At 61.2% G+C, this 24,514-nt stretch carries 23 protein-coding genes and 1 tRNA gene; 14 read left to right on the top strand and 10 right to left on the bottom strand.

All coding sequences use genetic code 11. The annotated features are described in order from the left end of the window. The first annotated feature begins 188 nt into the window (after nt 1-188). Nucleotides 189-383: a hypothetical protein gene (locus tag Q0L30_RS22545; RefSeq protein ID WP_293032878.1), complete on the top strand. Its 195-nt coding sequence runs from the start codon at nt 189-191 to the stop codon at nt 381-383. Between the two features lie 211 nt (nt 384-594). On the opposite strand, the gene Q0L30_RS22540 is transcribed toward Q0L30_RS22545, so the two are convergent. The 4 genes from Q0L30_RS22540 to Q0L30_RS22525 all read right to left on the bottom strand — a co-directional run bounded on the left by Q0L30_RS22540 (nt 595) and on the right by Q0L30_RS22525 (nt 5,715). Continuing rightward, a complete protein-coding gene (locus tag Q0L30_RS22540; protein WP_296661874.1) occupies nt 595-1,311 on the bottom strand; it encodes an MIP/aquaporin family protein in 717 nt (238 codons plus the stop codon). A gap of 111 nt (nt 1,312-1,422) precedes the next feature. Further along, entirely contained in the window at nt 1,423-2,925 is a 1,503-nt protein-coding gene (gene glpK, locus Q0L30_RS22535) for a glycerol kinase GlpK (RefSeq protein WP_296661873.1), read from the bottom strand. 113 nt (nt 2,926-3,038) lie between these two features. Then, nucleotides 3,039-4,577: a glycerol-3-phosphate dehydrogenase gene (gene glpD / locus Q0L30_RS22530; protein WP_296661872.1), complete on the bottom strand. Its 1,539-nt coding sequence runs from the start codon at nt 4,575-4,577 to the stop codon at nt 3,039-3,041. A 346-nt stretch (nt 4,578-4,923) separates the two neighbouring features. Next, a complete protein-coding gene (locus Q0L30_RS22525; RefSeq protein WP_296661871.1) occupies nt 4,924-5,715 on the bottom strand; it encodes a DeoR/GlpR family DNA-binding transcription regulator in 792 nt (263 codons plus the stop codon). 643 nt (nt 5,716-6,358) lie between these two features. Between Q0L30_RS22525 and Q0L30_RS22520 the strand changes: the two genes are divergently transcribed. The 4 genes from Q0L30_RS22520 (at nt 6,359) to Q0L30_RS22505 (ending at nt 8,561) form a co-directional block, all read left to right on the top strand. Further along, entirely contained in the window at nt 6,359-6,625 is a 267-nt protein-coding gene (locus Q0L30_RS22520; RefSeq protein ID WP_296661870.1) for an ESPR-type extended signal peptide-containing protein, read from the top strand. 148 nt (nt 6,626-6,773) lie between these two features. After that, nucleotides 6,774-7,448, top strand: coding sequence for a CsgG/HfaB family protein (locus tag Q0L30_RS22515; protein ID WP_296661869.1), 675 nt, complete (start codon nt 6,774-6,776; stop codon nt 7,446-7,448). 71 nt (nt 7,449-7,519) lie between these two features. Beyond that, a complete protein-coding gene (locus Q0L30_RS22510; protein WP_296661868.1) occupies nt 7,520-7,885 on the top strand; it encodes a DUF4810 domain-containing protein in 366 nt (121 codons plus the stop codon). Nucleotides 7,886-7,895: 10 nt separating this feature from the next. Continuing rightward, on the top strand, nt 7,896-8,561 hold the full coding sequence (locus Q0L30_RS22505) for a DUF799 domain-containing protein (protein ID WP_296661867.1): 666 nt from the start codon (nt 7,896-7,898) through the stop codon (nt 8,559-8,561). Nucleotides 8,562-8,813: 252 nt separating this feature from the next. On the opposite strand, the gene Q0L30_RS22500 is transcribed toward Q0L30_RS22505, so the two are convergent. Continuing rightward, on the bottom strand, nt 8,814-9,401 hold the full coding sequence (locus tag Q0L30_RS22500; RefSeq protein ID WP_296661866.1) for a hypothetical protein: 588 nt from the start codon (nt 9,399-9,401) through the stop codon (nt 8,814-8,816). 159 nt (nt 9,402-9,560) lie between these two features. Here Q0L30_RS22500 and Q0L30_RS22495 point away from each other — a divergent pair, with 159 nt between their 5' ends. Genes Q0L30_RS22495 through Q0L30_RS22485 form a run of 3 tightly spaced genes read left to right on the top strand, consistent with a single transcriptional unit; the run spans nt 9,561 to nt 11,483 of the window. Next, on the top strand, nt 9,561-10,073 hold the full coding sequence (locus tag Q0L30_RS22495; protein ID WP_296661865.1) for a hypothetical protein: 513 nt from the start codon (nt 9,561-9,563) through the stop codon (nt 10,071-10,073). A 25-nt stretch (nt 10,074-10,098) separates the two neighbouring features. Continuing rightward, a complete protein-coding gene (locus Q0L30_RS22490) occupies nt 10,099-10,926 on the top strand; it encodes a hypothetical protein (RefSeq protein ID WP_296661864.1) in 828 nt (275 codons plus the stop codon). Between the two features lie 44 nt (nt 10,927-10,970). Then, nucleotides 10,971-11,483 carry a hypothetical protein gene (locus Q0L30_RS22485; protein ID WP_296661863.1) on the top strand — a complete coding sequence of 171 codons (513 nt, stop codon included), beginning with the start codon at nt 10,971-10,973 and terminating at the stop codon, nt 11,481-11,483. A gap of 233 nt (nt 11,484-11,716) precedes the next feature. On the opposite strand, the gene Q0L30_RS22480 is transcribed toward Q0L30_RS22485, so the two are convergent. Beyond that, nucleotides 11,717-12,445: a hypothetical protein gene (locus tag Q0L30_RS22480; RefSeq protein WP_296661862.1), complete on the bottom strand. Its 729-nt coding sequence runs from the start codon at nt 12,443-12,445 to the stop codon at nt 11,717-11,719. 455 nt (nt 12,446-12,900) lie between these two features. Here Q0L30_RS22480 and Q0L30_RS22475 point away from each other — a divergent pair, with 455 nt between their 5' ends. The 3 genes from Q0L30_RS22475 (at nt 12,901) to Q0L30_RS22465 (ending at nt 15,016) form a co-directional block, all read left to right on the top strand. Continuing rightward, nucleotides 12,901-13,218, top strand: coding sequence for a DUF3761 domain-containing protein (locus Q0L30_RS22475; RefSeq protein WP_296661861.1), 318 nt, complete (start codon nt 12,901-12,903; stop codon nt 13,216-13,218). 171 nt (nt 13,219-13,389) lie between these two features. Beyond that, entirely contained in the window at nt 13,390-14,124 is a 735-nt protein-coding gene (locus Q0L30_RS22470) for a TIGR04255 family protein (RefSeq protein ID WP_296661860.1), read from the top strand. A 361-nt stretch (nt 14,125-14,485) separates the two neighbouring features. Then, nucleotides 14,486-15,016, top strand: a complete 531-nt coding sequence (locus Q0L30_RS22465; protein ID WP_296661859.1) for a hypothetical protein — start codon at nt 14,486-14,488, stop codon at nt 15,014-15,016. Between the two features lie 342 nt (nt 15,017-15,358). On the opposite strand, the gene Q0L30_RS22460 is transcribed toward Q0L30_RS22465, so the two are convergent. Then, nucleotides 15,359-15,434 (bottom strand) — tRNA-Lys (locus tag Q0L30_RS22460). Nucleotides 15,435-15,785: 351 nt separating this feature from the next. Here Q0L30_RS22460 and Q0L30_RS22455 point away from each other — a divergent pair. Next, nucleotides 15,786-16,652 (top strand): patatin-like phospholipase family protein, encoded by an 867-nt coding sequence (locus Q0L30_RS22455; protein ID WP_296661858.1) that lies wholly within the window; start codon nt 15,786-15,788, stop codon nt 16,650-16,652. Between the two features lie 109 nt (nt 16,653-16,761). On the opposite strand, the gene Q0L30_RS22450 is transcribed toward Q0L30_RS22455, so the two are convergent. Together Q0L30_RS22450 and Q0L30_RS22445 are read right to left on the bottom strand one after the other, a co-directional pair. After that, a complete protein-coding gene (locus tag Q0L30_RS22450; protein ID WP_296661857.1) occupies nt 16,762-17,775 on the bottom strand; it encodes a D-2-hydroxyacid dehydrogenase family protein in 1,014 nt (337 codons plus the stop codon). A gap of 161 nt (nt 17,776-17,936) precedes the next feature. Further along, nucleotides 17,937-18,191: a hypothetical protein gene (locus tag Q0L30_RS22445; protein WP_296661856.1), complete on the bottom strand. Its 255-nt coding sequence runs from the start codon at nt 18,189-18,191 to the stop codon at nt 17,937-17,939. A gap of 30 nt (nt 18,192-18,221) precedes the next feature. On the opposite strand from Q0L30_RS22445, the gene Q0L30_RS22440 reads away from it, so the two are divergent. Both Q0L30_RS22440 and Q0L30_RS22435 read left to right on the top strand, forming a co-directional pair. Next, the gene (locus Q0L30_RS22440; protein WP_296661855.1) at nt 18,222-20,087 is read left to right on the top strand and encodes a phosphoenolpyruvate carboxykinase (GTP); all 1,866 of its coding nucleotides are present in this window, start codon (nt 18,222-18,224) and stop codon (nt 20,085-20,087) included. A gap of 314 nt (nt 20,088-20,401) precedes the next feature. Beyond that, nucleotides 20,402-21,511, top strand: coding sequence for a LysR family transcriptional regulator (locus Q0L30_RS22435; protein WP_296661854.1), 1,110 nt, complete (start codon nt 20,402-20,404; stop codon nt 21,509-21,511). 116 nt (nt 21,512-21,627) lie between these two features. Here the strand turns inward: Q0L30_RS22435 and Q0L30_RS22430 are convergent, their stop codons facing one another. Beyond that, nucleotides 21,628-24,282, bottom strand: a complete 2,655-nt coding sequence (locus tag Q0L30_RS22430; RefSeq protein WP_296661853.1) for a DNA topoisomerase III — start codon at nt 24,280-24,282, stop codon at nt 21,628-21,630. Nucleotides 24,283-24,514: the final 232 nt, after the last annotated feature.

The following is a 24,514-nucleotide window of genomic DNA, read 5'->3' as shown; positions in this document are numbered from 1 at the left end:
GCGCATGGGCCGCGTTTGCGGCGGGCGCAATGGCGGGCGCGCCGGGGATATGCGGTTCAGGCGGGATTGCGCCGTGGTGGAACAGTCCGGCGCAAAAGTGCTCAAAAAGCGAACAGTCGAGCGAAGAAATTCGTCGCCAAGGTCGCGCATGCTGTAGTCTTGCGGCCGTAACCGTCAGGAGAATCTGCATGTCCGAAACTTTTGTCTGCCGCAACCAGTCGTGCGGCACCCCGTGGGAACAGAGCGAAGTGGTCATCAAGAACGAAGGCCAGGGGCCGCTCTTTCGCTGCCCGCTTTGTGGCGCGCGCAATTACCTCGAACGGTTCGAGGACGACGAAGGCAACGTCGTCTATGAGCAGGTGGACGGCAAGCCGTTTTTGTGAGGGCGCGGCTGGCGGCGCGTGATTGGTGCGCGCCGCATGCTGTCGTTATTTGTTGTTCTGGATAGCTAAATAAATACCGACACAAAAAAGCCCACGAACGTAAACCGTTCTGAACTGCACCCCAAAAGTTGGACGCGGATCCAACTTTTGGGGTGCAGTTCATTCGTGGGCTTTTCTTATTTCACTGCAACTTCGCCGTAACGTTGCGCGATCAACTCATCGCGTGCAGATACAGATAGAGACGCGCCGCCGCCGTGCCGCCGAGCAGCGGTCCGATCACCGGAACCCACGCGTAACGCCAGTCGCTGTCGCGTTTGCCGGGGATCGGCAGCAGCGCATGCATGAGGCGCGGCGACAGGTCGCGTGCGGGGCTCATCGCGTAGCCCGTCGGGCCGCCGAGCGAAATGCCGATGCCGAGCACGAGCAGGCCGACCGGCAACGCGTCGAGTGCGCCGAGGCCGACTTGCGGCGCGGCCAGATACAGCACGCCGAGAATCAGCACGAAGGTGCAGATCGCTTCGGTAATCACGTTGTGCGTGACGTTGCGGATCGCGGGCGCCGTGCAGAACACTGCGAGCTTGAGATCGGGGTCGGCTTCGCTCGCGAAGTGCTGGCGATACGCGAGCCATACGAGGAACGCGCCGGCCATCCCGCCGAGCATCTGCGCCACGATGTAGCCGCCGACCTTCGACCATGCGAACTTACCGGCGAGCGCGAGACTGATCGTGACGATCGGGTTCAGGTGCGCGCCGCTGAACGACGCCGTCACGTAGACCGCGACGAACACGGCCATCGCCCAGCCCATCACGATGACGATGAGGTCCGCACCGCGTCCTTTGGTTTTGGCGAGAAGCACGTTGGCGACTGCGCCGTTGCCGAGCAGCACGACGATTGCCGTGCCGATGAATTCCGCTATGTAGGGTGACATGGTTGTCTCTCCGCCCCGCACGGCAGCCGCGTGCACTGCACGCGAACCGCCGTGTGGAACATGTGGTTCTATTGTGGGGGTACCAGGGGGGGACTTCGGCAGGCGTGCGGCTCAGTGCGAGTCGTCGGCCCACGCAATCGCGGCGCGCACGGCGCGCTGCCAGCCGGCCTGGCATTGGTCGACTTCCGCGGCCGGTTTCGTGCGCGAGAAGCGCCGGTCGAGCTGCCACTGGCTTTGCAGATCGCCGATGCTGCTCCAGTAGCCGATGGCAAGACCCGCGAGATACGCGGCGCCGAGCGCCGTGGTCTCGGTGATCTGCGGACGCACCACATCGACGCCGAGCAAATCGGCCTGGAACTGCATCAGAAGGTTGTTCGCGCTTGCGCCGCCGTCGACACGCAGCTCGCCGATGCGAATGCCCGAGTCGGCCTCCATCGCCCGCAGCACATCGGACGATTGATACGCGATCGAGTCGAGCGCAGCGCGCGAAAGATGCGCGGAGGTCGTGCCGCGCGTGACGCCGAACAGCGAGCCGCGTGCGTGGGCCTTCCAGTGCGGCGCGCCGAGGCCGGCGAAGGCGGGCACGAGGTACACGCCGTCGCTGTGCGGCACGCTCGCCGCGAGCGCCTCGATTTCCTGCGCGCTGCGGATCACGCCAAGACCGTCGCGCAGCCACTGCACGACCGCGCCCGCGATGAAGATGCTGCCTTCGAGCGCGTAGTTCACCTCGTTGCCGATCTGCCAGGCGACCGTCGTCACGAGGTTGTTCTTCGATTCGATCGGCTTTGCGCCCGTGTTCATCATCAGGAAGCAGCCGGTGCCGTAGGTGTTTTTCACCATGCCGGACGTCGTGCACATCTGGCCGAACAGCGCCGCCTGCTGATCGCCCGCGATGCCCGCGAGCGGAATCTTCGACGCAAACACCGTGGTTTTCGTGTGGCCGTAGATTTCCGACGACGCCTTCACCTCGGGCAGCATGCTGCGCGGAATGTCGAGCGCTTCGAGCAGTTCGTTGTCCCACTGGAGCGTGTGGATGTTGAAGAGCATCGTGCGCGATGCGTTCGTCACATCCGTCACGTGCAGCTCGTGCCGCGTGAAATTCCAGACGAGCCAGCTATCGACCGTGCCGAACGCGAGCTTGCCCTGACGTGCCTTCTCGCGCGCGCCTTCGACGTTGTCGAGGATCCAGCGGATCTTCGTGGCGGAGAAGTAAGAATCGATCGGCAGGCCGGTCTTTGCGCGCACCATGGCTTCCAGGCCCTGCGCTTTCAACTGGTCGCAGAAATCGGCGGTGCGATGGTCCTGCCAGACGATGGCGTTGTAGATCGGATGGCCGGTTTCGCGATCCCAGACGATCGTCGTTTCGCGCTGGTTCGTAATGCCGATCGCCGCAATCGACGCGCCGTTCAGGCCCGCGCGCGTGACGGCTTCCGCCGCGACGCCCGCCTGCGACGACCAGATTTCCTGCGGATCGTGCTCGACCCAGCCCGGATGCGGATAGATCTGCTCGAACTCCTTCTGGGCGCTCGACACGATATTGCCCTGGCGGTCGAACAGCATCGCCCGGGAGCTGGTGGTTCCCTGGTCAAGCGCGAGGATGTACTGGTCCGGCATGTCGCTTATCTCCATCTATTGGTTTATTGGTCGTTGTGACTGGCGCGGTGAAAGACGCGCTTTTTGCTGCTAATAAGGCTGTAAGTAAGGCTGTAAATCGCGCTGCAAATCGCTCAATGTTCGACAGATGCCGCTGGTGTGGCGGGTGCTGTAGCGAACCATCGGTCGAGACCGGCTGTGACTGCGTCAAGCGAGCCCGGTGTGACATGCAAGCCGAGCTTCGAGCGGCGCCACAGGACATCTTCCGCGCACGTCGCCCATTCGGCGTCGCGCAGATAGCGCAGCTCTCTTTCGTAGATTCCGGGGACGATTTCCGCGCCCAGTCCGGCAAGCGATTGGGCATCGCCGATCATCTGTTCCGCACGCGTGCCGTATGCGTGCGCGTAGCGTCGCGCGAGCGCGGCGGGCAACCACGGATGGCGCGCCGCGAATGCATTGGCGAACGACTCGAAATTCGCGTTGGCGATGTCTCCGCCCGGCAGCGGCTTGCCGGCCGTCCACGCCCCGGCGGACGAGCCCAGCGCACGGCACAGCAGGTCGGACGCTTCTTCCGCGAGCTTGCGAAACGTCGTGATCTTGCCGCCGAACACAGACAGAAGCGGCGCAGCGTCGGTGTTATCCATCTCGAGACGGTAGTCGCGCGTGACGGCGGACGGATTGTCCGCGCCTTCCTCTTCGAGCAGCGGGCGCACGCCGGAGTAGGTCCAGCACACGTCGGCGGGCGTTATCTTGCGCTTGAAATAGCGGTTGATCGAATCGCACAGATAGCGCGTTTCGTCGCCGTCGATTGCGACATGAGCGGGATCGGCGTGGTACGCGACGTCGGTCGTGCCGATTAGCGTGTAATCGTGCTCGTACGGAATCGCAAAGATGATCCGCTTGTCCGGATTCTGGAAAATGTACGCGTGATCGTGTTCGAACAGACGCTTCGTGACGATGTGGCTGCCCTTCACGAGACGCACGCTGTGATTCGCGTCGGCGCCGAGCGCGCCATGCAGCACGCTGCCGACCCACGGGCCCGCAGCGTTCGCAATCGCGCGGGCGCACACGGTGACGGTCGAACCGTCCGCGCGCTGCAGTTGCGCCTGCCATTCACCGTTGTGGCGCTGCGCGGACACGAGCTTCGTATGCGTGAGGATCGTCGCGCCGTTTTCTTTCGCATCGAGCGCGTTCAGCACGACGAGTCGTGCGTCGTCGACCCAGCCGTCCGAGTAGACAAAACCGTGCCGGATCGAGTCGGCGAGCGGCGCGCCCGCCGGGTGGCGGCGCATGTCGATCGCGTGCGAGCCCGGCAGCAGTTCGCGTTTCGCGAGATGGTCGTAGAGGAACAGGCCGATGCGGATCAGCCACGCCGGGCGCAGATTCGGCATATGCGGCATCACGAAACGCAGCGGCCGCATGATGTGCGGCGCTGCGCGCAGCAGCGTCTCGCGCTCCAGCAGCGCCTTGCGCACGAGCCCGAACTCGCGGTACTCGAGATAGCGCAGCCCGCCGTGAATCAGCTTGGTGCTGGCCGACGACGTGTGCGACGCGAGGTCGTCCTGCTCGCAAAGGAGCACGGACAGCCCGCGCCCAGCCGCGTCGCGCGCAATGCCCGCGCCGTTAATGCCGCCGCCGACGACGAGCAGATCGTACCGGTTCTGTCGAGTCACCCGCAGTTCCTGAAAATGGTTAAACGAACCTTAAATTTTCGAATTCGAACTTTAGCGAGCGAAATCGAAAAAGTAAAGCTCGTTTCTTGACGAAACAGGCGCGCCCGGCGCGCAGGCCGGAGAAGAGGCGTGTGGGATATTGCCGCCGCCGCCGCCGCCGCCGCCGCCGCGGCGATGGCAGACGGGCAGACGGGCAGACGGGCAGACGGGCAGACGGGCAGACGGGCAGACGGGCAGACGGGCAGACGGGCAGACGGGCAGACGGGCAGACGGGCAGACGGGCGGACGGGCGGACGGGCGGACGGGCGGACGTGCCGACGGGCAGGGAAGGTGCCCGCCAGGCGGATTACCGGGCTGGCTGGTCGGCGACGTAGACCTGGGTGGCGGCCGCCGTGATGGTTTCGGTCATTTCGGCGGGCGGCGTCTTGTCGGTGAAGAGCGCGTGGACCTGGTTCAGATGCCCCTGGCGGGCGAGCGCCGGCCGGCCGAACTTCGAATGATCGGCGACCAGATAGACCGTGCGCGCGTGCTGGATGATCGCCTGCGCGACGCGGACTTCGCGCGTATCGAAGTCGCGCAGCGTGCCGTCCGTCTCGATCGACGACGTGCCGATGATCGCGTAATCGACTTTGAACTGACGAATGAAATCGATCGTGAGTTCGCCGACGATCCCCTTGTCCCACGGACGCACGACGCCGCCCGTGATCATCACCTCGCACTCCTGGTAGCCGCTCATCATGCTCGCGACGTTCAGGTTATTGGTGATCACGTGCAGACCGCGATGGCGGTGGAGCGCGCGCGCGACTTCCTCGGTGGTCGTGCCGAGGTTGATGAAGAGCGACGCCTGGTCCGGGATGTGCGTGGCCGCGAGCGCCGCGATGCGCCGCTTTTCGTCATGGAACATCGACTGGCGCGCGGTGTACGAGACGTTTTCCGAACTCGTCGGCAGGCTCGCGCCGCCGTGATAGCGGCGCAGCAGATTCAGGTCGGCCAGCATGTTCACGTCGCGGCGCATCGTCTGCGGCGTGACGTTGAAGTGCGACGCGAGATCCTCGACGGTGACGAAGCCGTCGCGCTGCACCCATTCAAGCAGTTCCTGCTGGCGCGCATTGAGGGTCAGGCGGGGGTCTCGGGTCATGGTTGTGGTTGGGAGGCTCGTGGAGAAGCGGACACTATTCTACTGAAGTTCGAATGAACATTTTGTGGGGCTTTGGGGGCCGGGCGAAAGCGGCCGGATGGGGAAACGGGGAAAGAGTCGTGCCAGCGACGATCGGACATGGCGGGTCGTTGCCTTTCGCCGCACGTGGTCGACGTAAAAACCGATGCACAATGTCCGGGGCACGCCAATTGAAAAATAACTCAGGAATGCAAATATAAATTCAACGGACGGAGGTAAAAAACTTCACGAAACTTCAGCTGCAGATCCGGTTCGCCGATGTTTGAGGACTGGATGCGTCGATCGCCGCAGGGCGCTGAAGGATGACGAATACAACCGCATTAACTATGCGCGCACGATTCATACCGCATATTCGGCGGGTTGATGCAGTTTCCCCTATGCACTGCAAATGGAAATTAAATCGGGGATCGTCAAATACGCCACAAGTGAGCCTCGAAACGATTGCTGTCCTCCATGCATTTTGTTAGCCTCGCTCGCGGCGCACACGGCTTGAACGGATGCGACGTTCAGCCGTTTCACCAGGACATGACGTCAATGTGAAAAAGAACTGGAAATACCTTTGCACCAGGCAGGGTTTCTTCCGGCATCACAGGTGTACAAGAAAATGAATAACGGGTGTTACCGGCTTGTGCCCAGCAAGCCGCGGGGAATGTTTGTGGCCGTCGCCGGGACGGCCATGGCTCACGGCAGGTCCAATCAGGAAGAAACCGGCGCATCGTCCGCGCTCGCGTTCGCGGGCGCAGCATCGGCCCGGATTGCGCCATCCGGCGCGCATGCGCCGAATGTCATCAGCACGGCCAACGGCCTGCACCGGATAAACATCACGAAGCCGTCGCACGGGCGTATCGATGCATACGTACTCGCCGATTGACGTGCAATCGAATGCACGACTCGCATGCGCCACCACGCAATCACGAAAACGCATCGATGAGCGAGTTTGCTTCGCGTCAGACGACGTATGAGACGTCGATATCCGGCCAAAAGATTAGCTAATACTGTTTCACCCATAAGGAGAAATAATGACTCTACTGAAACCATACGGGGTTGTGCTCGCTGCCATTGTCGTGGCCCTGGCCGGATGTGCGACGGAGTCGTCGCGCACGCTGCCGGTAGCGCCGGTCGCCAGCGCGCAGCGGCCTGCGGTCGGCAAGCCGGTCGGGATTGCGGTGGGCAAGTTCGACAACCGGTCGGCCTATATGCGCGGAATCTTCTCCGATGGCATCGATCGCCTCGGCGGCCAGGCCAAGACCATTCTGATCACTGCGCTTCAGCAAAGCGGACGCTTCAACGTCCTCGATCGCGACAACCTCGACGAAATTCGCCAGGAAGCCGGCTTCCTGAAGAAGGCGCAGGCCATCAAGGGCGCGCATTACGTCATCACCGGCGACGTGACGGAGTTCGGCCGCAAGGAAGTGGGCGATCAGCAGCTTTTCGGCATTCTCGGTCGCGGAAAGCAACAGGTCGCCTACGCGAAGGTGAGCCTGAACGTGGTTGATATCACGACGTCGGAAGTCATCGCGTCGAGCCAGGGCGCGAGCGAATTCAGCCTGTCGAACCGCGAGGTCATCGGCTTTGGCAGCACGGCGAGTTACGACTCTACGCTGAACGGCAAGGTACTCGACCTCGCTATTCAGGAAGCGGTAAACCACCTTGTCGATCAGGTCGATGCGGGCGCACTGAAAGCGGCTCAGTAGGTTTGCCGAAACACTTCGGCCTGTTGGCGATTCGATCGCACACGCATATAAATAAATTCGGGGTTATCACGATGCACTACAAACGCACGATACGGGGACTCTGCTTGCCGATAACGGCTGCAGCCATGCTTCTCTCGGGATGCGCAAACGGCCCGCGCCCGCTTTACCAGTGGACCGGCTACCAGCCAGCGGTGTATGACTATCTCAAGGGAGAAAAGGCACCGCAGCAGCAGATCGATGCGCTTGAAAAGGCGCTTCAGGAGATTCGCGGCAAGGGCAACACACCACCACCAGGATTTCATGCGCAGCTTGGCATGCTGTACGCGAGCGTTGGCAACGGCACGCAGGCGATGCAGCAGTTCGAGGCCGAAAAGGAGCTTTTCCCGGAGTCCTCGACCTACATGGATTTCCTGATGAAGACACCGAAACAGCCCTGAGCGAGCCATCATGTCAAAGTTCATTTCAATCAAGCTCTGGATTGCCGTATCGACGCTGGCGTTGCTGGCTGCCTGCGCGCAACCTGTGAAGCACACCAACTACACCGCATTCAAGAACAGCCGGCCGCGTTCGATCCTGGTGCTGCCGCCGACCAACGAAACGTCGGACGTCAACGCGACGAACGGCATGCTTTCGCAGATGACCATGCCGCTCGCCGAGGCTGGCTATTACGTCGTGCCGGTGGCGGTGATGGACGAGACGTTCAAAGAGAACGGCTTGACGACGCCAAATGACATTCAGGCGACCTCGCCCGCGAAACTGCGTGAAATCTTCGGCGCTGACGCGGCGTTGTACTCGAATGTCAGCCAGTACGGTACGGTGTACCGCGTGCTCGACAGCGCCACTATCGTTACGGCGTCTGCGAAGCTGGTGGACCTGAAGACGGGCGCCGTGCTGTGGCAGGGCATGGCGAGCGCGAACAGCAACGAGGGGAATAACAATTCGGGAGGTGGTTTGATCGGGATGCTGGTGACGGCGGCGATCAAGCAGATCGCCAACTCGCTCACGGACCGGAGCCACGATATTGCCGGGGTGACGAGTTACCGCTTGCTGCACGCCGGGCCGCCGAGTGGGCTGCTGTATGGGCCGCATTCGCCGAAATATGGTACGGATTGATTTTGGGTTGAGGGATGTGTGAGGTTCCTGTTGGTGGGGGCTTCACATGGTGGTGACAGCCTGAAAAACCGTTAGCTTTGGTCGAGGTGTGGCAACAGGCTGTCGGCGTCGCGGCATCAGGATTGATCCAGCCTGATTGCAATTCGCTATCCGTCAACTGCTTGCAGCAGCGGACCATGATGCTCCGGCATCGTGCCAGTTACGCCGACCGCTCCGACGTGGCCCGAGGATTGGCCGTGGCTAACGACGCCCTCAATCTAGGCGAGCCGGTTGAGCTTGTGCACCAGATGCGTTAGCCGGCGTGACCGATCCGAGCAGCAGCGCGCTGAGCCGTCGCGCAATGTCCGACGGCGCTGCCTGACCGCTGATAATCTCAGTCCACGAGTAGACATGGGCGCCGGCCGCTTTCGCGCGCTTGAAGTGGCTGTCGTTAAAGTTGTTCGTAATGACCACCGCACCCTGCGCCAATGCGACCAGAAAGGCGTCGGTGCGATTCTTCGGGATTTCCTTGCCGGGTCGTTCCGTGATCTTCACCGATTGCAGTGCCTGAATCATGCGGTCATCCGCAAAGACGCCATAATCGAACCCGGAGTAGCCGCCACTCGATCCATCCGCAGCGGCAAAGCCGAAGATCCCGCGCTCGGTTGCTGCGGTGAGCAGACGTTGACACAACTCCTTTTCGGCCGCCGTAGCGCTGCCCCCTTGGATGCCTTGCTGGTACTCGGTAGCAAGATCGGGAGTCACCGCAATGGTGAACTCGCTGCAGGCTAGCGCTGCAACGGGATCAATGCCGGCGTCCACGAGTTTATGCAGGACGTTGTTGTCGAAATAGACATTCATAGCGTGCGGTCTCCCTTCAAGAGCGCTATCCCCTCGTAACGTACCACGCGCCAGCATTGCCCGGATGTGCGCGTGGCTGGAGAATACGGCATACGCTACAGACCTCTCTGATCCATGCTTAAGCCTATTGAGACACGGACCCCTCCGACTATCGAGCACTTGTCGACGTTGTCCGAGGATGCGAGCTGCATCGCCGGAAAGATCGCGGCCGAGGTGGCGCAGATAGACAGTGCACTGACGGCACTCGATGAACTGCTGAATCTGCTCCAGCCGCCGCACACCGGCAAGATCCGGATCGAGTGGTGGGAGCGAAACGGGCGGTGCATGCCGACGCCCGTGATCTGCTCGCATTCGAAAGCGGGCTGGCGGGCAGTGCGTGTACCTGGCAAGGGCCTTTCTCGCCGCGTGAAGTCAGCGCGGGCGTTCAACGACAACTATAAGCAGGTGAAGGCGATCTGCCAGAACGTGACGACGCTGCTCAAGATGCGCGAGCAAGCGCTGGCACCGATTGCCATGTTTCAGCGCACGACGGCTGGCACGCTAAACACCAACGCGGTGTGCCTCACGATGACCTGCACTGGGATCGATTTGGCGATGGGGTTCGCGCGGCAGCAGTTCGGGATGGAGGGCTCGACGGAAGACAGCGACGAAGACGCGCTGCAGGACGAATAGTGTCCGGCGGCATCAAGGAGCGAGCATGGTAATCACAACGACCGCAATCGTGACGAGTGCAGCAGATTTTGCCCTGGGGAAGGCCAAAGAGAAGCTCTTTGACATGGTCAAAGACAGCGTGATTGGACGGTGGAGCGAGCATCGAGCGCAGAAATTCTTTGCTGCCTTCCTCGACGAGGTTCGCAATGAGCAAGATGTGCTGACAACGTCAGCAGACTTGAACGATATGCTTCAATCGATCGCGGACGACGACGAACGGACGAGCACGATCTTCGATGCTTACCGCAGAGTTGCGCTCTCAGCAAGCAAGGATATTGGCCCCATGGTGATTGGCCTCTTGACTGCCCGCATCGTGCTCGAGAACTGGAGCGCGGACGAGACTGAGGAAATGGTGTTTGAAGGCGCCGAAGCGCTAAACGATCGCGACTTTTCGTCGTTGCAGGCGTGGATCGGTGGTTTCGTTCACGGCGACTCCGAATACAGAAAGGCGTTGGATAACCAGAAGCTCGGCATCGGTCAGCGTGGACCGATCTCTATCTTAGTTAAGGGCGGCTACCAACCCTCTCTTTCCATTACGCGGACGGGGAGGGCTCCAACGATCTCGTATCAGCCGCGGGTTCCGGCGATAAACGATGAGAGCCCATTGAATCTTTTCAATGACATAGGCCCGTTTGCACTGAAGCTTCGGAATATAGGGTTGCTTGAAGAGTCAACGTCGCCCCGTGGATACCCGCGAAATCCCGATGGAACGAACTACTTCGTGCGTGTGAGCTCAGCTTGCGAGGTTCTCTACGAGCTCGCGGCGCGCGCCAGTGAGGCGTTAGGAACTATGAGTGGGACAGCAACCCCATAATCCGCAGGAATTAAAAGGTACACAGATAATGAGAGGTGTTAAACATGGATTCTTGGCATCGCGGCGATTGGTTCAGTTTCTTTCAGGCGGTTGGATCAGTATTGGCAATTCTGGCGGCCGGGGCTATCGCCGGCTACCAAGGGGGAGCGGCTCGCAAGCTTGCACGCGAGCAACGAGCAGAGAGAGACCGAGTTGCTGCGGCGAGCCTGTTCGCGATTTATGAGTACGCACTCGTTATTAGCACTCATGTCCAGGAACGTCTTCGAGCAAAGAAGTTTCCTCTTACCGAGTCCGCAAACGCTGAGAGAATCTTGACGCGTTCGCGTGATCACCTAGCAAGCTTTCCGTTGCACGAGCTACCGACCGAAGGGCATGTGAAGCTGGCGGTTCAATTGGAAGCTCAACTTAGCATGCACATTCCCGCGATGGGGGATGCTGCGAAACAATTGGCATCGAACGGCGAGGTGGACTCGAACTTGTTGGAATCTCTTCAATCGTTCGCGGATCTGAGCGATCAGATCGAATCTTTGAAGCGTACGGCGCTCCCTCGTGGCTGACGGGCATCATGCCGACCAGCAGGCGCCGATATGACGTTCCTACCGTGCGGCGCAATCGCCACGTAACTGGGTGAATTGCGTGTTGCCGCTAAGCGCCGACGCCGACCACCAACGTAACAACTGGGAACCACGTCTGCGGCGCGATGCCAATGTTCGAGAGTTGCGTCCAAGGTGAGACTACAGCAGACGGGGAGCAGCAATGGCGTGGATCATCTCTACCCGTTGAGACGGGCCTAGTCGGAGAGACGAGCTTCCCCAGGCAACGTCGCGCGAATGGTCGCAGTCAGGCGATTTGCCGCGTCTTCAAGAGCGTCAGGGGACCAAATAATGGTGACCAAATGGTTGGTATCAAAATGGACCTTCTTGCGTCCTCTTTCATCGACCTCATCCCATTCCGCCTTACGACAGGTATAGATGACTGGCTTGCCCAGTCCTTCCGCAAAGCCGGCTTCCCAATATGCGCCATTGTTGGCGTGCGTTAGATCTGCGACGACGAAGCGAGCGGTACGCAGTGCGACCCGCAATTGGTCATCGATGAGCCCAGCTGGCTGATTGTCGGTCAGTAACTTCAGTTCAAAACCTGCACGAGCGACTGCCGGTTTGAAGTGGTCTTCGACTATACGCATTAGCGCAGGATCGAACTGCATAGCCATGAAGGCTGTTGATGTTTCGGTTTGTGCTCGTTTGTTCGCCGTGTATCGATTCCAGCCATCCAGCTTCAGGCGTAGACCCAAGCTTCCGCGGCCATCTTGCTGAATTTCAAGCAGAGCCATTGTTACTTGCTGAGCCAAGATCCATCCGAGACCAGAGTTTGGATTTTTATATGTGATTGCAGTACCAACCCAAGCTGCCATTGCATCGGTAGTCGTATAGATGAATTCCGATACAGTAGGCTGATTGTTTCCGACCCAGGTGACCAGACGATCAATCTGTTCAGCTGGGTTAGGGAGAAGATCATTCAACGCGAGTGCGTTGAGATCGCTCTCGAATATCTGCGGGCCCCGGTGTTCCGGCGTTTGTTGACAGCGAAGGCGATGACTTAGGACCGCACGCTGGTGGTCCGATAGCTGCCCCACCTTGCCCACTGCCGTTCCGATCAGGGTAAAGCGGCCGCATCTCTGGCACTCGTACGTGGATGCCGTCGTGCTCTGATTGGGTTCCCTTGCCAGCAAGGTTAGACAAACCGTACAAATTGCCATAAGGAAAGACCTCACATAGTTTGGATAATGGAATTGTCGAAGTCGTTTCTGTCGGCGACGGAGGCCGATAGTAACGGTCGGTCAGCGCTTGGACAACATTCAATGCGTGACGGATGATCTGCGCATCCATCAGCGCCACCCGGGATGACACGACGCTCGCTATACTGGGTGCGCCCCGTAACGGGCACTACAGAACCAAAACCAAAACGAGGACGGGGATGGCAGGGATCAGCTTGAGTCGCGGTCGTGTTGCCGCGCACGTATTAGCGTCGATTCGACGCGGCAGTCTCGTGGCCCTGTTGGCGCTCGCCGGCACCGCGAACGCTTACCAGCCTCCCTCCCCCGACGAGTCACAGCTGCAAGAGCACGGCCATTACGTAAACCACGACGGACACGTCGTGCATTCGCCTGCGCACGCGCGAACTGGCGCTGTACCAGTGGGCGCCACCGCAAGGTGTGGCGATGGGACATTCAGTTTCAGCCAGCACCACTCGGGCACGTGTTCGCGTCATCACGGCGTCGCCGAGTGGGAATAATGAGTGTCGTCGCCCGGTCGAACCAAGATGACCCGGCTCTCGAGCCTGGTCGCGGGCTGCCGATATATTGTGCATGTGCGAGGCCGAAGAACCTGGATATCTGATATCGTCGGTGTACAATCGCGCGAAGAATCGCCGCTAACCCCGTTGTAAACTAAGGAAAATCGCCAAATGGCGGACTGGCATTACGCAAAGGCGCCGATTACGGAAGCCGTTCTCGACATTCAGGTCGAGACCGTTGCTACTCCCGTAGCGTTCGATGCGATGCGTGCTGCCGAAGGTGAGCGCTACCCGCGGTACGAAGCTTTGCAAGCCGCGACTGGCCAGTTGATGATCGGCCCAGATAATGTGCCGATTGCATCAGCTTCATCCACGCCTATTGGACACTTGGCACGGGCAACCGATGGTTTGCAGGTATATCAAAGTCGGACCATCGGTTTCGCTTTCAGTCGGATGGAGCCATATCCGCACTGGGCCGTGTTCCGTGATGAAGCGCGGCGGCTTTGGGATATCTATCGAGCGATTGCGCAGCCCAGTCGTATAACGCGGCTTGCACTGCGTTACATCAATCGCATCGATATGCCACTTCCCGTGAAGGATTTCGGCATGTACCTGCGTACGGCCCCCCAGCTCTCACCAGACATCAATAGCGGGCTTTCGGCGTACTTCATGCAGCTAAATGTTCCGTTGCCCGAGTTCGACGCGGAAAGTGTAATAAATCAGACTATCATCCCGCCCCCGCGCCCAGGGGTTGTATCGGTGGTTCTCGATATCGACGTCTACAAGTTGGTTGGGATGCCGTTTGAGAACGATCAGCTGTGGGAAAAATTCGAGCAACTGCGCAACGCTAAGAACAAAGTATTCGAAGCTTGCATTACTAACGAGACCAGGAAGCTCTTCAAATGACGACCGCTTACGCCTTACGGGAGCCGAAGGGGTCACGTCTGCAGCATAGACAGCGCCGCTCGGCAATCAGGATGACGGGATCTGCGTCGGGTCCTGAGGCACGCAGCCTCTTCGAGGACGTCCGCGAACGCCTTTTTGGTCCTCATCAGACCCCACGCGGTACCAGCGCTGTGTCAACCTCGGTCACTCTTAATGCCGTGCAACTCGTGCGTATCAGTGACGATCGGCTTGAGGTCATAAGCCAGAGCGGAGACGACTCCTACATACCGCCTATTGCTCAGCCTGTGTTTGCAGTGAAGGCAACAATTAAGCACGCTGGCAAACTCAAGCCGCGGAAATTCAATTTCGACGAGTGAGTGGGATGTCTACGCCGTTTTGGGACAGTGTCAACGGAGCGGATCTGGCGCAAGGCGACCTTATTCAAGGTTGCCTGGTCCCACAACTCGGCGAAGACTTTGGCTCTGGCGGTGATGGATCAAATGAGACGATTCCAGTCATTGAGGCGAATCTGATCATCGTCACTCAGAGTTGCGACCTCGAGAACGGCCGAGCAGAGCTTGTCGCCCTGTGCCCCACGTATTCACTGGACGAATTTGAGTCGGCGGACGAATCGTTTAAGGCCCGGGGTCGATGGGAAGAAGTTCGAAAGGGCCGCAAGGAAGGCCTTTATCTTCTGGCGTGCCCGAGCGATCCAGCCAATAACAGGGGTTGCTTGGTTGTGGATTTTGGCCAGATTTTTAGTCTGCCTGCCCCTTACCTGTCCAAACGCGCAACGCTGGCAGGCGAGCGCTGGCGGCTCTTGTCCCCCTACCTGGAACATTTCTCCCAAGCTTTCGGGCGCTACTTCATGCGCGTCGGGCTTCCGAAACAAATTCCCGGCTTCAACAAATAGTTCGGTCCAGCTTGTTAAGCGGGTGTCTGAGAGCGCGACGGGCGACGTTTTTGGTGCACAAAATTTATCCCAATCCGTCGATCCATTGACCTGTAAGCGGTTGTGGCGCTTCGCAAGTTTCTGTATCGGTCGGCAAGCGCAACCGTTTTCGTGGAATGGTACAGATGGCAATGGCTGAGCCGAACCTCGACGTGGGCTTGGCGCTGCGGCAGCCAATGCCGCACGGGTGCCGATCTAGAGTAGCGCCGTTGTGACAGCCGAAATCCGGTTACACAGCGGTTACATGACGCGGAAAAACGAAAAAGGGTTGCGACGCTTTCGCGTGCAACCCTTCGAATTTGTTGGTGGGGCGTGAGTGGCTCGAACACTCGACCTACGGATTAAGAGTCCGCTGCTCTACCAACTGAGCTAACGCCCCAACAGAAGCGGAATTATGCAGTAGTTTCGCCGTCTTGCCAAGCTCTTTTCGCAAAATCCCTCAAAAATCACACGGCGGGGCCTGTGAAGGGTGTCGGGCACTGCTCCAGCCGGGCGTTATCGGTGCAATCCCGCGCCACAGCCGGCCCTCCCTCCCGATAAGAAGCCGCCGAACCGCGGTCGTCTCCACCCGTCACCGCACGCATACTGCCCACAAGCCCCAATCCGCCATTTAACGAAGTGGAACTCTAAAACAAAAACGGCCGGATGCACGCTCACACCACCTCCACCTCCACGCTGCTCGACTAAGATCGTGCATCCACGCGATAGAAGGCAGAAGGAGCCAGTCCGCATGTTCGATCAGGTAGTTTTCGCCGGAGGCGGCAACCGCTGCTGGTGGCAGGCCGGTTTCTGGGATGTCGTGCAACCCGAGCTGAACATCCGTCCGCGTGTGATCGCGGGCATTTCGGCGGGCGCGGCCACCGCGTGCATGCTCTACACGCGCGAAGCCGACTGGGTCATGCGCTACTACGAACACGCGCTGCGCCACAACACGCGCAATGCCTATTGGGGCAACCTGCTGCGCGGCGAATCGGTGTTTCCGCATTACCGCATCTACCGCCAGGCGCTGCTCGACATCTACGGCGAGCATTTCAGCAACCTCAAGAACGCGCCGGAGATTCGCATCGGCGTGTCGCACATGCCGCGCTGGCTCGGCGCGCGCAGCGCGGTCGCCGCAGGGCTGATCGCCTACAACATCGAGAAGTACGTCCGTAAGACGCTGCACCCCACGCTCGGCCGCAAGCTCGGCTTTCACCCCGAGTTCGTCACGGCTCAGGCATGCGAAAGCGTCGAGGATCTCGCCGATCTGATACTGCAATCGTCATGCACGCCGCCGTTCACGCCGGTTCTGCGGCGCAATGGGCGGCCCGTGCTCGATGGCGGGATGGTCGACAACGTACCGGTCGATGCGCTCGATGCCGCGCCCGGCACCGTGCTTGTGATGGTGACGCGTCTCTATCCGCGTCCGCAGATGTTCGTCGTGTCGCACGGCGTGCAGCAGCGTGTGTACGTGCAACCATCGGCCAAGGTGCCGATTTCGAGCTGGGACTATACGAGCCCGCGTCAGATGCAGCACGCCTACGACCTCGGCCGCTTCGACGGCGAACGTTTCCTCGTGCGTCTGCCCGAAGTGCTCGGAGCCGCGGCGCGCACGTAAGCGGCGCAATCATGCGCATTCACCTGCATTCACGCATTAGCGCTTTCGCACCGAATCGGCCCACTCGTGGATTGAAACGTGGACGGCATGTGCGCCGTCCACCCGCCGCTTACTTGCGTCGACCGCCTTGCAGCGCTTGCGGATTGGCGACGCTCGACATATCGCCGGCATCGAACGCGAGGATATTGCGGAACGCCGTGCTGAAGTAAAGCTCGTAGCTCTCGCGTTCCACGTAGCCGATATGCGGCGTGCAGATCACGTTCTCCATGCGCAGCAGGCTGTAGCCCTGCAGGATCGGCTCGCTCTCGAACACGTCGATCGCCACCATGCCTGGCCGGTTGTGCGAGAGCGCACCGAGGAGCGCATTCTCTTCGAGCAGTTCTGCGCGGCTCGTGTTGACGAGGAGCGCCGTCGGCTTCATGCGCAGCAGATCTTCCTGTTTCACGACGCCGCGCGTGTCTTCGTGCAGGCGCAGATGCAGCGAAAGGATGTCGCTCTCTTCGAACAGCGCTTCGCGGCTCGCGGCGATCTCGAAGCCATCGGCGCGCGCGGCTTCGATCGAATGCTCGCGGCCCCATACGACCACGCGCATGCCGAATGCCTTGCCGTAGCCCGCCACGATCCGGCCGATCTTGCCGTAGCTCCAGATGCCGAGCGTCTGTCCGCGCAGCACCTGGCCGAGCCCGAAGTTCTGCGGCATCGCCGACGTCTTCAGTCCCGACTGCTGCCACGCGCCTTGCTTGAGGTTCGCGACGTACTGCGGAATCCGGCGCTGCGCGGCCATGATGAGCGCCCAGGTGAGTTCCGCGGGCGCAACGGGAGATCCGGTGCCTTCGAGTACGGCAATGCCGCGCTCGGTGCACGCCGCGAGATCGATGTGCGCGCCGGCGCGACCCGTCTGGCTGATCATGCGCAGGTGCGGAAGCTTGTCGAGCAATTGCGAGCTAATGCGCGTGCGCTCGCGGATCAGTACGAGGGCGTCGACTTCGGAAAGGCGGCTGGCCAGTTGGCCGAGTCCGCGCACGGTATTGTTGAAAACCTTGACCTCATGATCGGCGAGCAGTTGAAAGCAGTCGAGCTTGCGGACAGCGTCCTGGTAGTCGTCAAGGATGGCAATTTTCATGGCACGGGGTTCTTGTGTGTCGCACCGTTTGAGGGCGACAGGGTGTTCATCTGGTGGTTATCCCACTATGCAGCGCGCGGCAGGCTGGTATGAATATAAAAATAGAAAGCCATCGCGGCGGGGACGGCTTGCGAATAACCGGTTTTGTTTCCCGGGGGTTTTTACCCCCGGTCGTTGCAGGCACCACAGTTGCTGTCGTGGTGCGATGCAGTCCGGTGTTTGCGTTGCCGCGAATTTTCAATTTTTAACAGCTTGTCGGGTTTCGATGCAAGCCGCTTTACAGACGGTTTCGAACCCCGGGTTAAAAAGGCCTTGACGATCTGCCCGACTGCGCGAATCGGCGGTGCATCGATTGCCGCCATTTTGTTCGTCGCAGTTACGCCTCTCGCTTGCAGCGTCGAAAGGGCCAAATCCATTTTTACAGCCCTAAAAACGGAGATAGCTCGATGAATCAAACCGATTTCAGCGCCGAGGCAGCACTGCAGGTGCCTGCCTGGGTCCGCCACCGAAAACTGGTGGAATGGGTTCAGAAGATCGCGGCACACACGCAGCCCGCGCGCATCGTCTGGTGCGACGGCTCGCAGGAGGAGTACGACCGCCTGTGCCAGCAGATGGTCGATGCCGGTACGATGCGCAAGCTCAATCCGGCGAAACGGCCCAACTCGTATCTCGCGTGCTCGAGTCCGTCCGATGTCGCGCGCGTCGAGGATCGCACCTTCATCTGCACGGCGCGCAAGGAAGATGTCGGCCCGACCAACAACTGGATCGCCCCGGCCGAAATGCACGCGACGCTCGACGGTCTGTTCGAGGGTTCGATGCGCGGCCGCACGATGTACGTCGTGCCGTTTTCGATGGGGCCGCTCGGCTCGCCCATCGCGCACATCGGTGTGGAGTTGTCGGATAGCCCGTACGTGGTCGTGAACATGCGGATCATGACGCGCATGGGCCGCGCCGTGTACGACGTGCTGGGCGAAGAGGGCGCGTTCGTGCCGTGCGTGCACTCGGTTGGCGCGCCCCTTGTGGCAGGTGCGGCGGGTCAGAAGGACGTGCCGTGGCCGTGCAACGACACGAAGTACATCGTCCATTTCCCCGAAACGCGCGAGATCTGGAGCTACGGCTCGGGCTATGGCGGCAACGCGCTGCTCGGCAAGAAGTGTTTCGCGCTGCGCATCGCATCGACGATGGGCCGCGACGAAGGCTGGCTCGCCGAGCACATGCTGATCCTCGGCGTGCGTTCGCCCGAGGGCCGCAAGTACCACGTCGCGGCGGCGTTTCCGTCCGCGTGCGGCAAGACCAATTTCGCGATGCTGATTCCGCCGCCGGCGCTGAACGGCTGGGAAATCACGACGATCGGCGACGATATCGCCTGGATCAAGCCCGGTCCCGATGGCCGGCTTTACGCGATCAACCCGGAAGCGGGCTATTTCGGCGTGGCGCCGGGCACGAGCGAAAAGACCAACTTCAACGCCATGGCGACGCTCAAGGAGAACGTGATCTTCACGAACGTCGCGTTGACCGACGACGGCGACGTCTGGTGGGAAGGCATGACCGACACGCCGCCCGCGCACCTCATCGACTGGCAAGGCAACGACTGGACGCCTGCCATCGGGAAGGAGACGGGCCGCAAGGCCGCGCATCCGAATGCGCGTTTCACGGCGGCGGCGTCGCAGTGTCCGTCGATCGACTCCGAGTGGGAGAACCCGAAGGGCGTCGCGATCGACGCGTTCGTGTTCGGCGGGCGGCGCTCGACCACGGTGCCGCTCGTGACCGAGGCGCGCGACTGGACCGAAGGCGTCTACATGGCGGCGACGATGGGCTCGGAGACGACGGCTGCGGCTGCGGGCCAGCAGGGCGTGGTGCGGCGCGATCCGTTTGCGATGCTGCCGTTCTGCGGCTACAACATGGCGGACTACTTCGGCCACTGGCTCAAGGTCGGGGCGAAGCTCACGCAACTGGGCGCGACCTTGCCGCGCATTTTCTGTGTGAACTGGTTCCGCAAGGGGCCGGACGGCAAGTTCACGTGGCCGGGCTTCGGCGAGAACATGCGGGTGCTGGAGTGGATGGTGCGCCGCATCGAGGGCGACGCGGGCGGCGGCACGCACGCGTTCGGCATTTCGCCGCGCTATGAGGACATCAACTGGCGCGGCCTCGACTTTACGCCCGCCCAGTTCGACCAGGTGATTTCGGTCGAAGCCGATGCCTGGCGCGCCGAGCTGGATCTTCACTCGGAGCTGTTCAATAAGCTCGCCCACGGTTTGCCCGAAGCGCTGCAACACACGCGCGAAAAGCTGGAGGCGCGCTTCGACGCCTGATATGTGAGCATTCACTCACTGCCGGGCCGCCTTCGGGCGGCCTTTGTATTTGGGGCGCCAGGATGCCGGGAGGCACTGTTGCAGGCCATGCAGGAGCTGTTCGGCGCTTGCGGAGCTAATTCGCCGCGGTGCAGGAATTGTTGTGCGTGAAGAAACAATGAACCATTTGGTTACACATTTTTAGTTACAGTCGAAGAAATCCACAAGAAATGTGCGTACTTTCGAGCAACTTCTGCACGAACTCACGAGTCGTAGGAGAATTCGCAGCTCGCCCAGGTGGATGGAGCGAGCAGTAATTGGGCAGGAGTCGTCTTATGGATCATCTGCAGTCGATGCGAGTGTTCGTCAAAGTGGCCGACCTTGGCAGTTTTGCCCGGGCCGCCGCCGCGATGGATATCTCGAACGCAGTCGTCACGCGCCACGTCGCCGACCTCGAAAGCCGGCTCGGCACGCGGCTGCTTAACCGTACGACCCGCAGCCTCTCGCTGACCGAATCGGGTCAGGTCTATCTCGAGCGCACGCGCCAGATTCTCGACGAACTCGAAGACGTCGAGCAGATGGTGGTCGCGCGCAATCACGAACCCGTCGGGACGTTGCGCATCGTCGCGCCGGTCGTGTTCGGACTGCACAATCTCGCGCCGGTGCTGCAAACCTACACGCAGCGCTTTCCGCAGGTCGTGCCCGACGTGTCGCTCGTCGACCGCCAGGTCGATCTCGTCGAAGAGGGCTTCGACCTCGGCATCGTCGCCGCGCGGCAGATGCGCAGCGCGAGCATCGTCACGCGGCGTCTCACGACCGGCCGCATGACCGTCTGCGCGACGCCCGCGTATCTGGAAAAGCACGGCACGCCCACGCGCCCCGAGCAGTTGATGGATCACCCGTCGCTGTCGTTGCCGTCGGAATATTGGGGCGACGAACGTGTCTTTACGGGGCCGGAAGGAGAAATCCGCGTGCGCCCGACCAACGTGATCGTTGCCAACAACACCGAGATGCTGCGCCAGTTCGCGCTGCTCGGCATGGGCATCGCCGTCCTGCCGAGCTATCTGATCGGCAGCGACATGGCGCGCGGCCGTTTCGTGCGGCTCCTGAGCGAATATCGGCTGCCGCAGATCGAGATCAACATCGCCTACCCGAGCCGCCGCCATTTGCCGGCCAAGGTGCGCACGTTCATCGATCACCTGGTCGAGCATTTCAGCCAGACGCCGAACGGCCAGGCCAGCGAGCAACCGGCGACGGACGGGCAGGCGCATCCTGCGGCAGCGTCCGCAACGTCGGCCGCGGCGCGTCACGGCGCGCAGTATCCGGCGTCGTCGGATGCATTCGACGGTTCGGAGCCGCTGCCAGACCTGCTCGATGGCGAGCGCGAGCCGAAAACCGTGCGTTCTTCAGCGCGAACGCGTACTTCGGCGCTTTCGTCGCTTTAAAGCCGGTATCTCCGCTCATCGGGCGATAAAAAAGGCGCAACCTCGTGAGAGGTTGCGCCTTTTGTCTTGTGTTGGCAGTGCGGCGCGCCCGGCGTTGCATGCCGCATGCCGCGCGATCAGGAGCCCGTCTTGCGGGTGGGCGTCTTGCGCGCGGCAGTCTTGCGTGCCGTTGTCGTCGACTTCGCTGCCGCGGTCTTGCGCGCGGGCTTCGCAACGTCCTGCTCTTCGTCGTTGGCCGCCTGCGTCTCGGGTGCCGCCTCGGCGGCGGCTGTCGATTTCTTCGCTGCGCCCTTTGCCGCCGTCTTCGCGCTGGGTTCCTTCTTCTCGAACTCGAAGCCGATCTTGCCGTCGCTCTGCTTCACGAGGAACGCCTTGAAGTTGCGGCCCGTACGCGACGACTTGAAGTTCGTCAGCAGATCCGTGCGGCCCTCCGCGAGCAGCTTCGCCATCTGCTCGCGTGTGATTTCCTGCTGAAGGATCACCTTGCCCGAACGGAAGTCGCAGGTCTTCGGACTCGCGACCGAATGCTCGCAGACGTAACTCATGCCGTGTTCGAACACGCGTCCGCCGCACTTCGGGCACGCGCCCACGGCTTCCTGCGCCGAGAAATCGGGCGCTTCGCCGTCTTCGCCGCCCTGATCCTGGCCGAAGTCGAATTCGAGCTTGTAGTTCTTCGTTTCGTCGTCGAACGAGAGCTTGAGGATCGCCGAGAACGGACGGCCCATCTTGCTGCGGAAGCCGGAAAGCGGGCCGATCGTCTTGTTCTGCAGCAGTTCCTCGACCTCGGGGATCTCGAACTGACGGCCGCCCGGAATCTTGGAAATCGAGAACTCGCACTTCGTGCAGGCGAAGCGGCGATAGTTTTCCTTCACCTGAGCGCCGCAATTCGGACACGGCGTTTCGAGCGTCGCGTAGTCGCCCGGGATCGTGTCGGAGTCGTATTCCTTCGCGCGCTTCACGATGGTCTGCGTCATGCGGGCGATTTCCTGCATGAACGCGTCGCGCTGCAGCTTGCCGCGCTCCATTTGCGAGAGCTTGTATTCCCACTCGCCCGTGAGTTCCGGCGCCGTGAGTTCCTTGACGTCGAGGCCGCGCAAAAGCGTCATCAGCTGGAAGGCCTTCGCGGTCGGGATCAGGTCGCGCCCTTCGCGCACGAGATACTTTTCGCCGAGCAGACCTTCGATGATCGCCGCGCGCGTGGCCGGCGTACCCAGGCCCTTCGCGGCCATCGCCTCGCGCAGTTCGTCGTCCTCGACGAGCTTGCCCGCGCCTTCCATGGCCGAGAGCAGCGTCGCTTCGTTGTAGCGTGCGGGCGGCTTCGTGACCAGTTGATGCGCGGCGACCTTGTCGGTCTTGACCTTCTCGTTCTTCTGCACCGGCACGAGGTTGGCGTCGTCGCCGCCCGTGTCGCGGCCATACACCTGCAGCCAGCCTGCCTCGACCAGCACCTTGCCCTCGGTCTTGAAGTGATGCCCTGCGACTTCGGTGATGCGGGTCGTGACGCGATATTCGGCAGCCGGGAAGAACACGGCGAGGAAGCGCTTCACGACGAGGTCGTAGAGCTTCTGCTCCGGCTCGGACAGCGATTTCGGCGCTTGCAGCGTCGGGATGATGGCGAAGTGGTCGCTGATCTTCGAATTGTCGAAGATGCGCTTGTTCGGCTTCACCCAGCCCTTGTCGAGCACCTGCTTGGCATGCGGCAGGTAGTTGTTGCTCTCCTTGAGCATGTCGAGCGTCTGCTTGACGGTATCGAGGTAGTCCTCGGGCAGCGCGCGCGCATCGGTACGCGGGTAGGTGAGCACCTTGTGCTTTTCATACAGCGCCTGGGCGAGGCCGAGCGTGTTCTTGGCCGAAAAGCCGAAGCGGCTGTTGGCTTCGCGCTGCAGGCTCGTCAGGTCGAAGAGCGCGGGCGAGAGTTGCGTGGAAGGCTTCGATTCTTCGGTGACGGTGCCTTCGCGGCCGTGGCAGGCGGCCACGATCGTTTCGGCGGCCGGCAGGCTCCAGAGGCGCGAGTCGCGCTTTTCCGGGTCGAATTCATCGCGCTTGAATTTCGGGTCGAACCAGCGGCCTTCGTAGAAACCGGCGGCGCAGACGAATTCGGCGCGCACTTCCCAGTAGTCGCGCGGGACGAAACGGCGGATTTTCTCTTCGCGTTCGACGACGATCGACAACGTTGGCGTCTGAACGCGACCGACGGTGGTCAGGAAGAAGCCGCCGCCCTTGCTGTTGAACGCGGTCATGGCCCGCGTGCCGTTGATGCCGACGAGCCAGTCGGCTTCCGAGCGGCAGCGCGCGGCATCGGCGAGCGGCTGCATATCGGAGTCGCTGCGCAGGTGCGTGAAGCCGTCGCGAATGGCGGCGGGCGTCATCGACTGGAGCCAGAGGCGCTGGACCGGCTGCTTCGCCTTCGCGTGCTGCGCGATCAGGCGGAAAATCAGCTCGCCCTCGCGCCCCGCGTCGCAGGCGTTGATCAGACGGTCGACGTCCTTGCGCTTCATCAGCTTGTTGAGCACCTTGAGCCGCGACTCGCTCTTGGCGATCGGGTTCAGGTCGAAGTGCGGCGGGATGACCGGTAGATGCGCGAAGCTCCACTTGCCTCGCTTGACCTCGTACTCTTCGGGCGCGGCGATCTCCAGCAGGTGGCCGACCGCCGACGAAAGCACGTAGTCGTCGCTTTCGTAGTACTCGTCATGCTTGGTGAATCCGCCCAGCGCGCGCGCGATATCGTTCGCGACGGATGGCTTCTCGGCAATGATCAGAGCTTTGGACATGACTGGATGTGTGTGGGTGAATCCGGGTTTGCGCCCGCGGCTATGCCGTTCGGGTCTGCTTCGGGGTCCGGCGCGCGGCCTGGGCCCCTCTCGTTAACGACCGCTTTATAGCACAAGGCGCAGCGGCAGCGATTTTCGTGTCATCTGATTGCACCGCCTGCAGCTTGCCTTGATGTCGCCTGCATATTGCTTGCACGGCAATTCCGGGCGCCAATCATAAGGGCGTGGCGCG

It is taken from the genome of Paraburkholderia sp. (assembly GCF_024281035.1).
Lineage (GTDB): Bacteria > Pseudomonadota > Gammaproteobacteria > Burkholderiales > Burkholderiaceae > Paraburkholderia.
The sequence above is the reverse complement of the archived record's forward strand: the minus strand, read 5'-3'. Positions and strand labels throughout refer to the sequence as shown.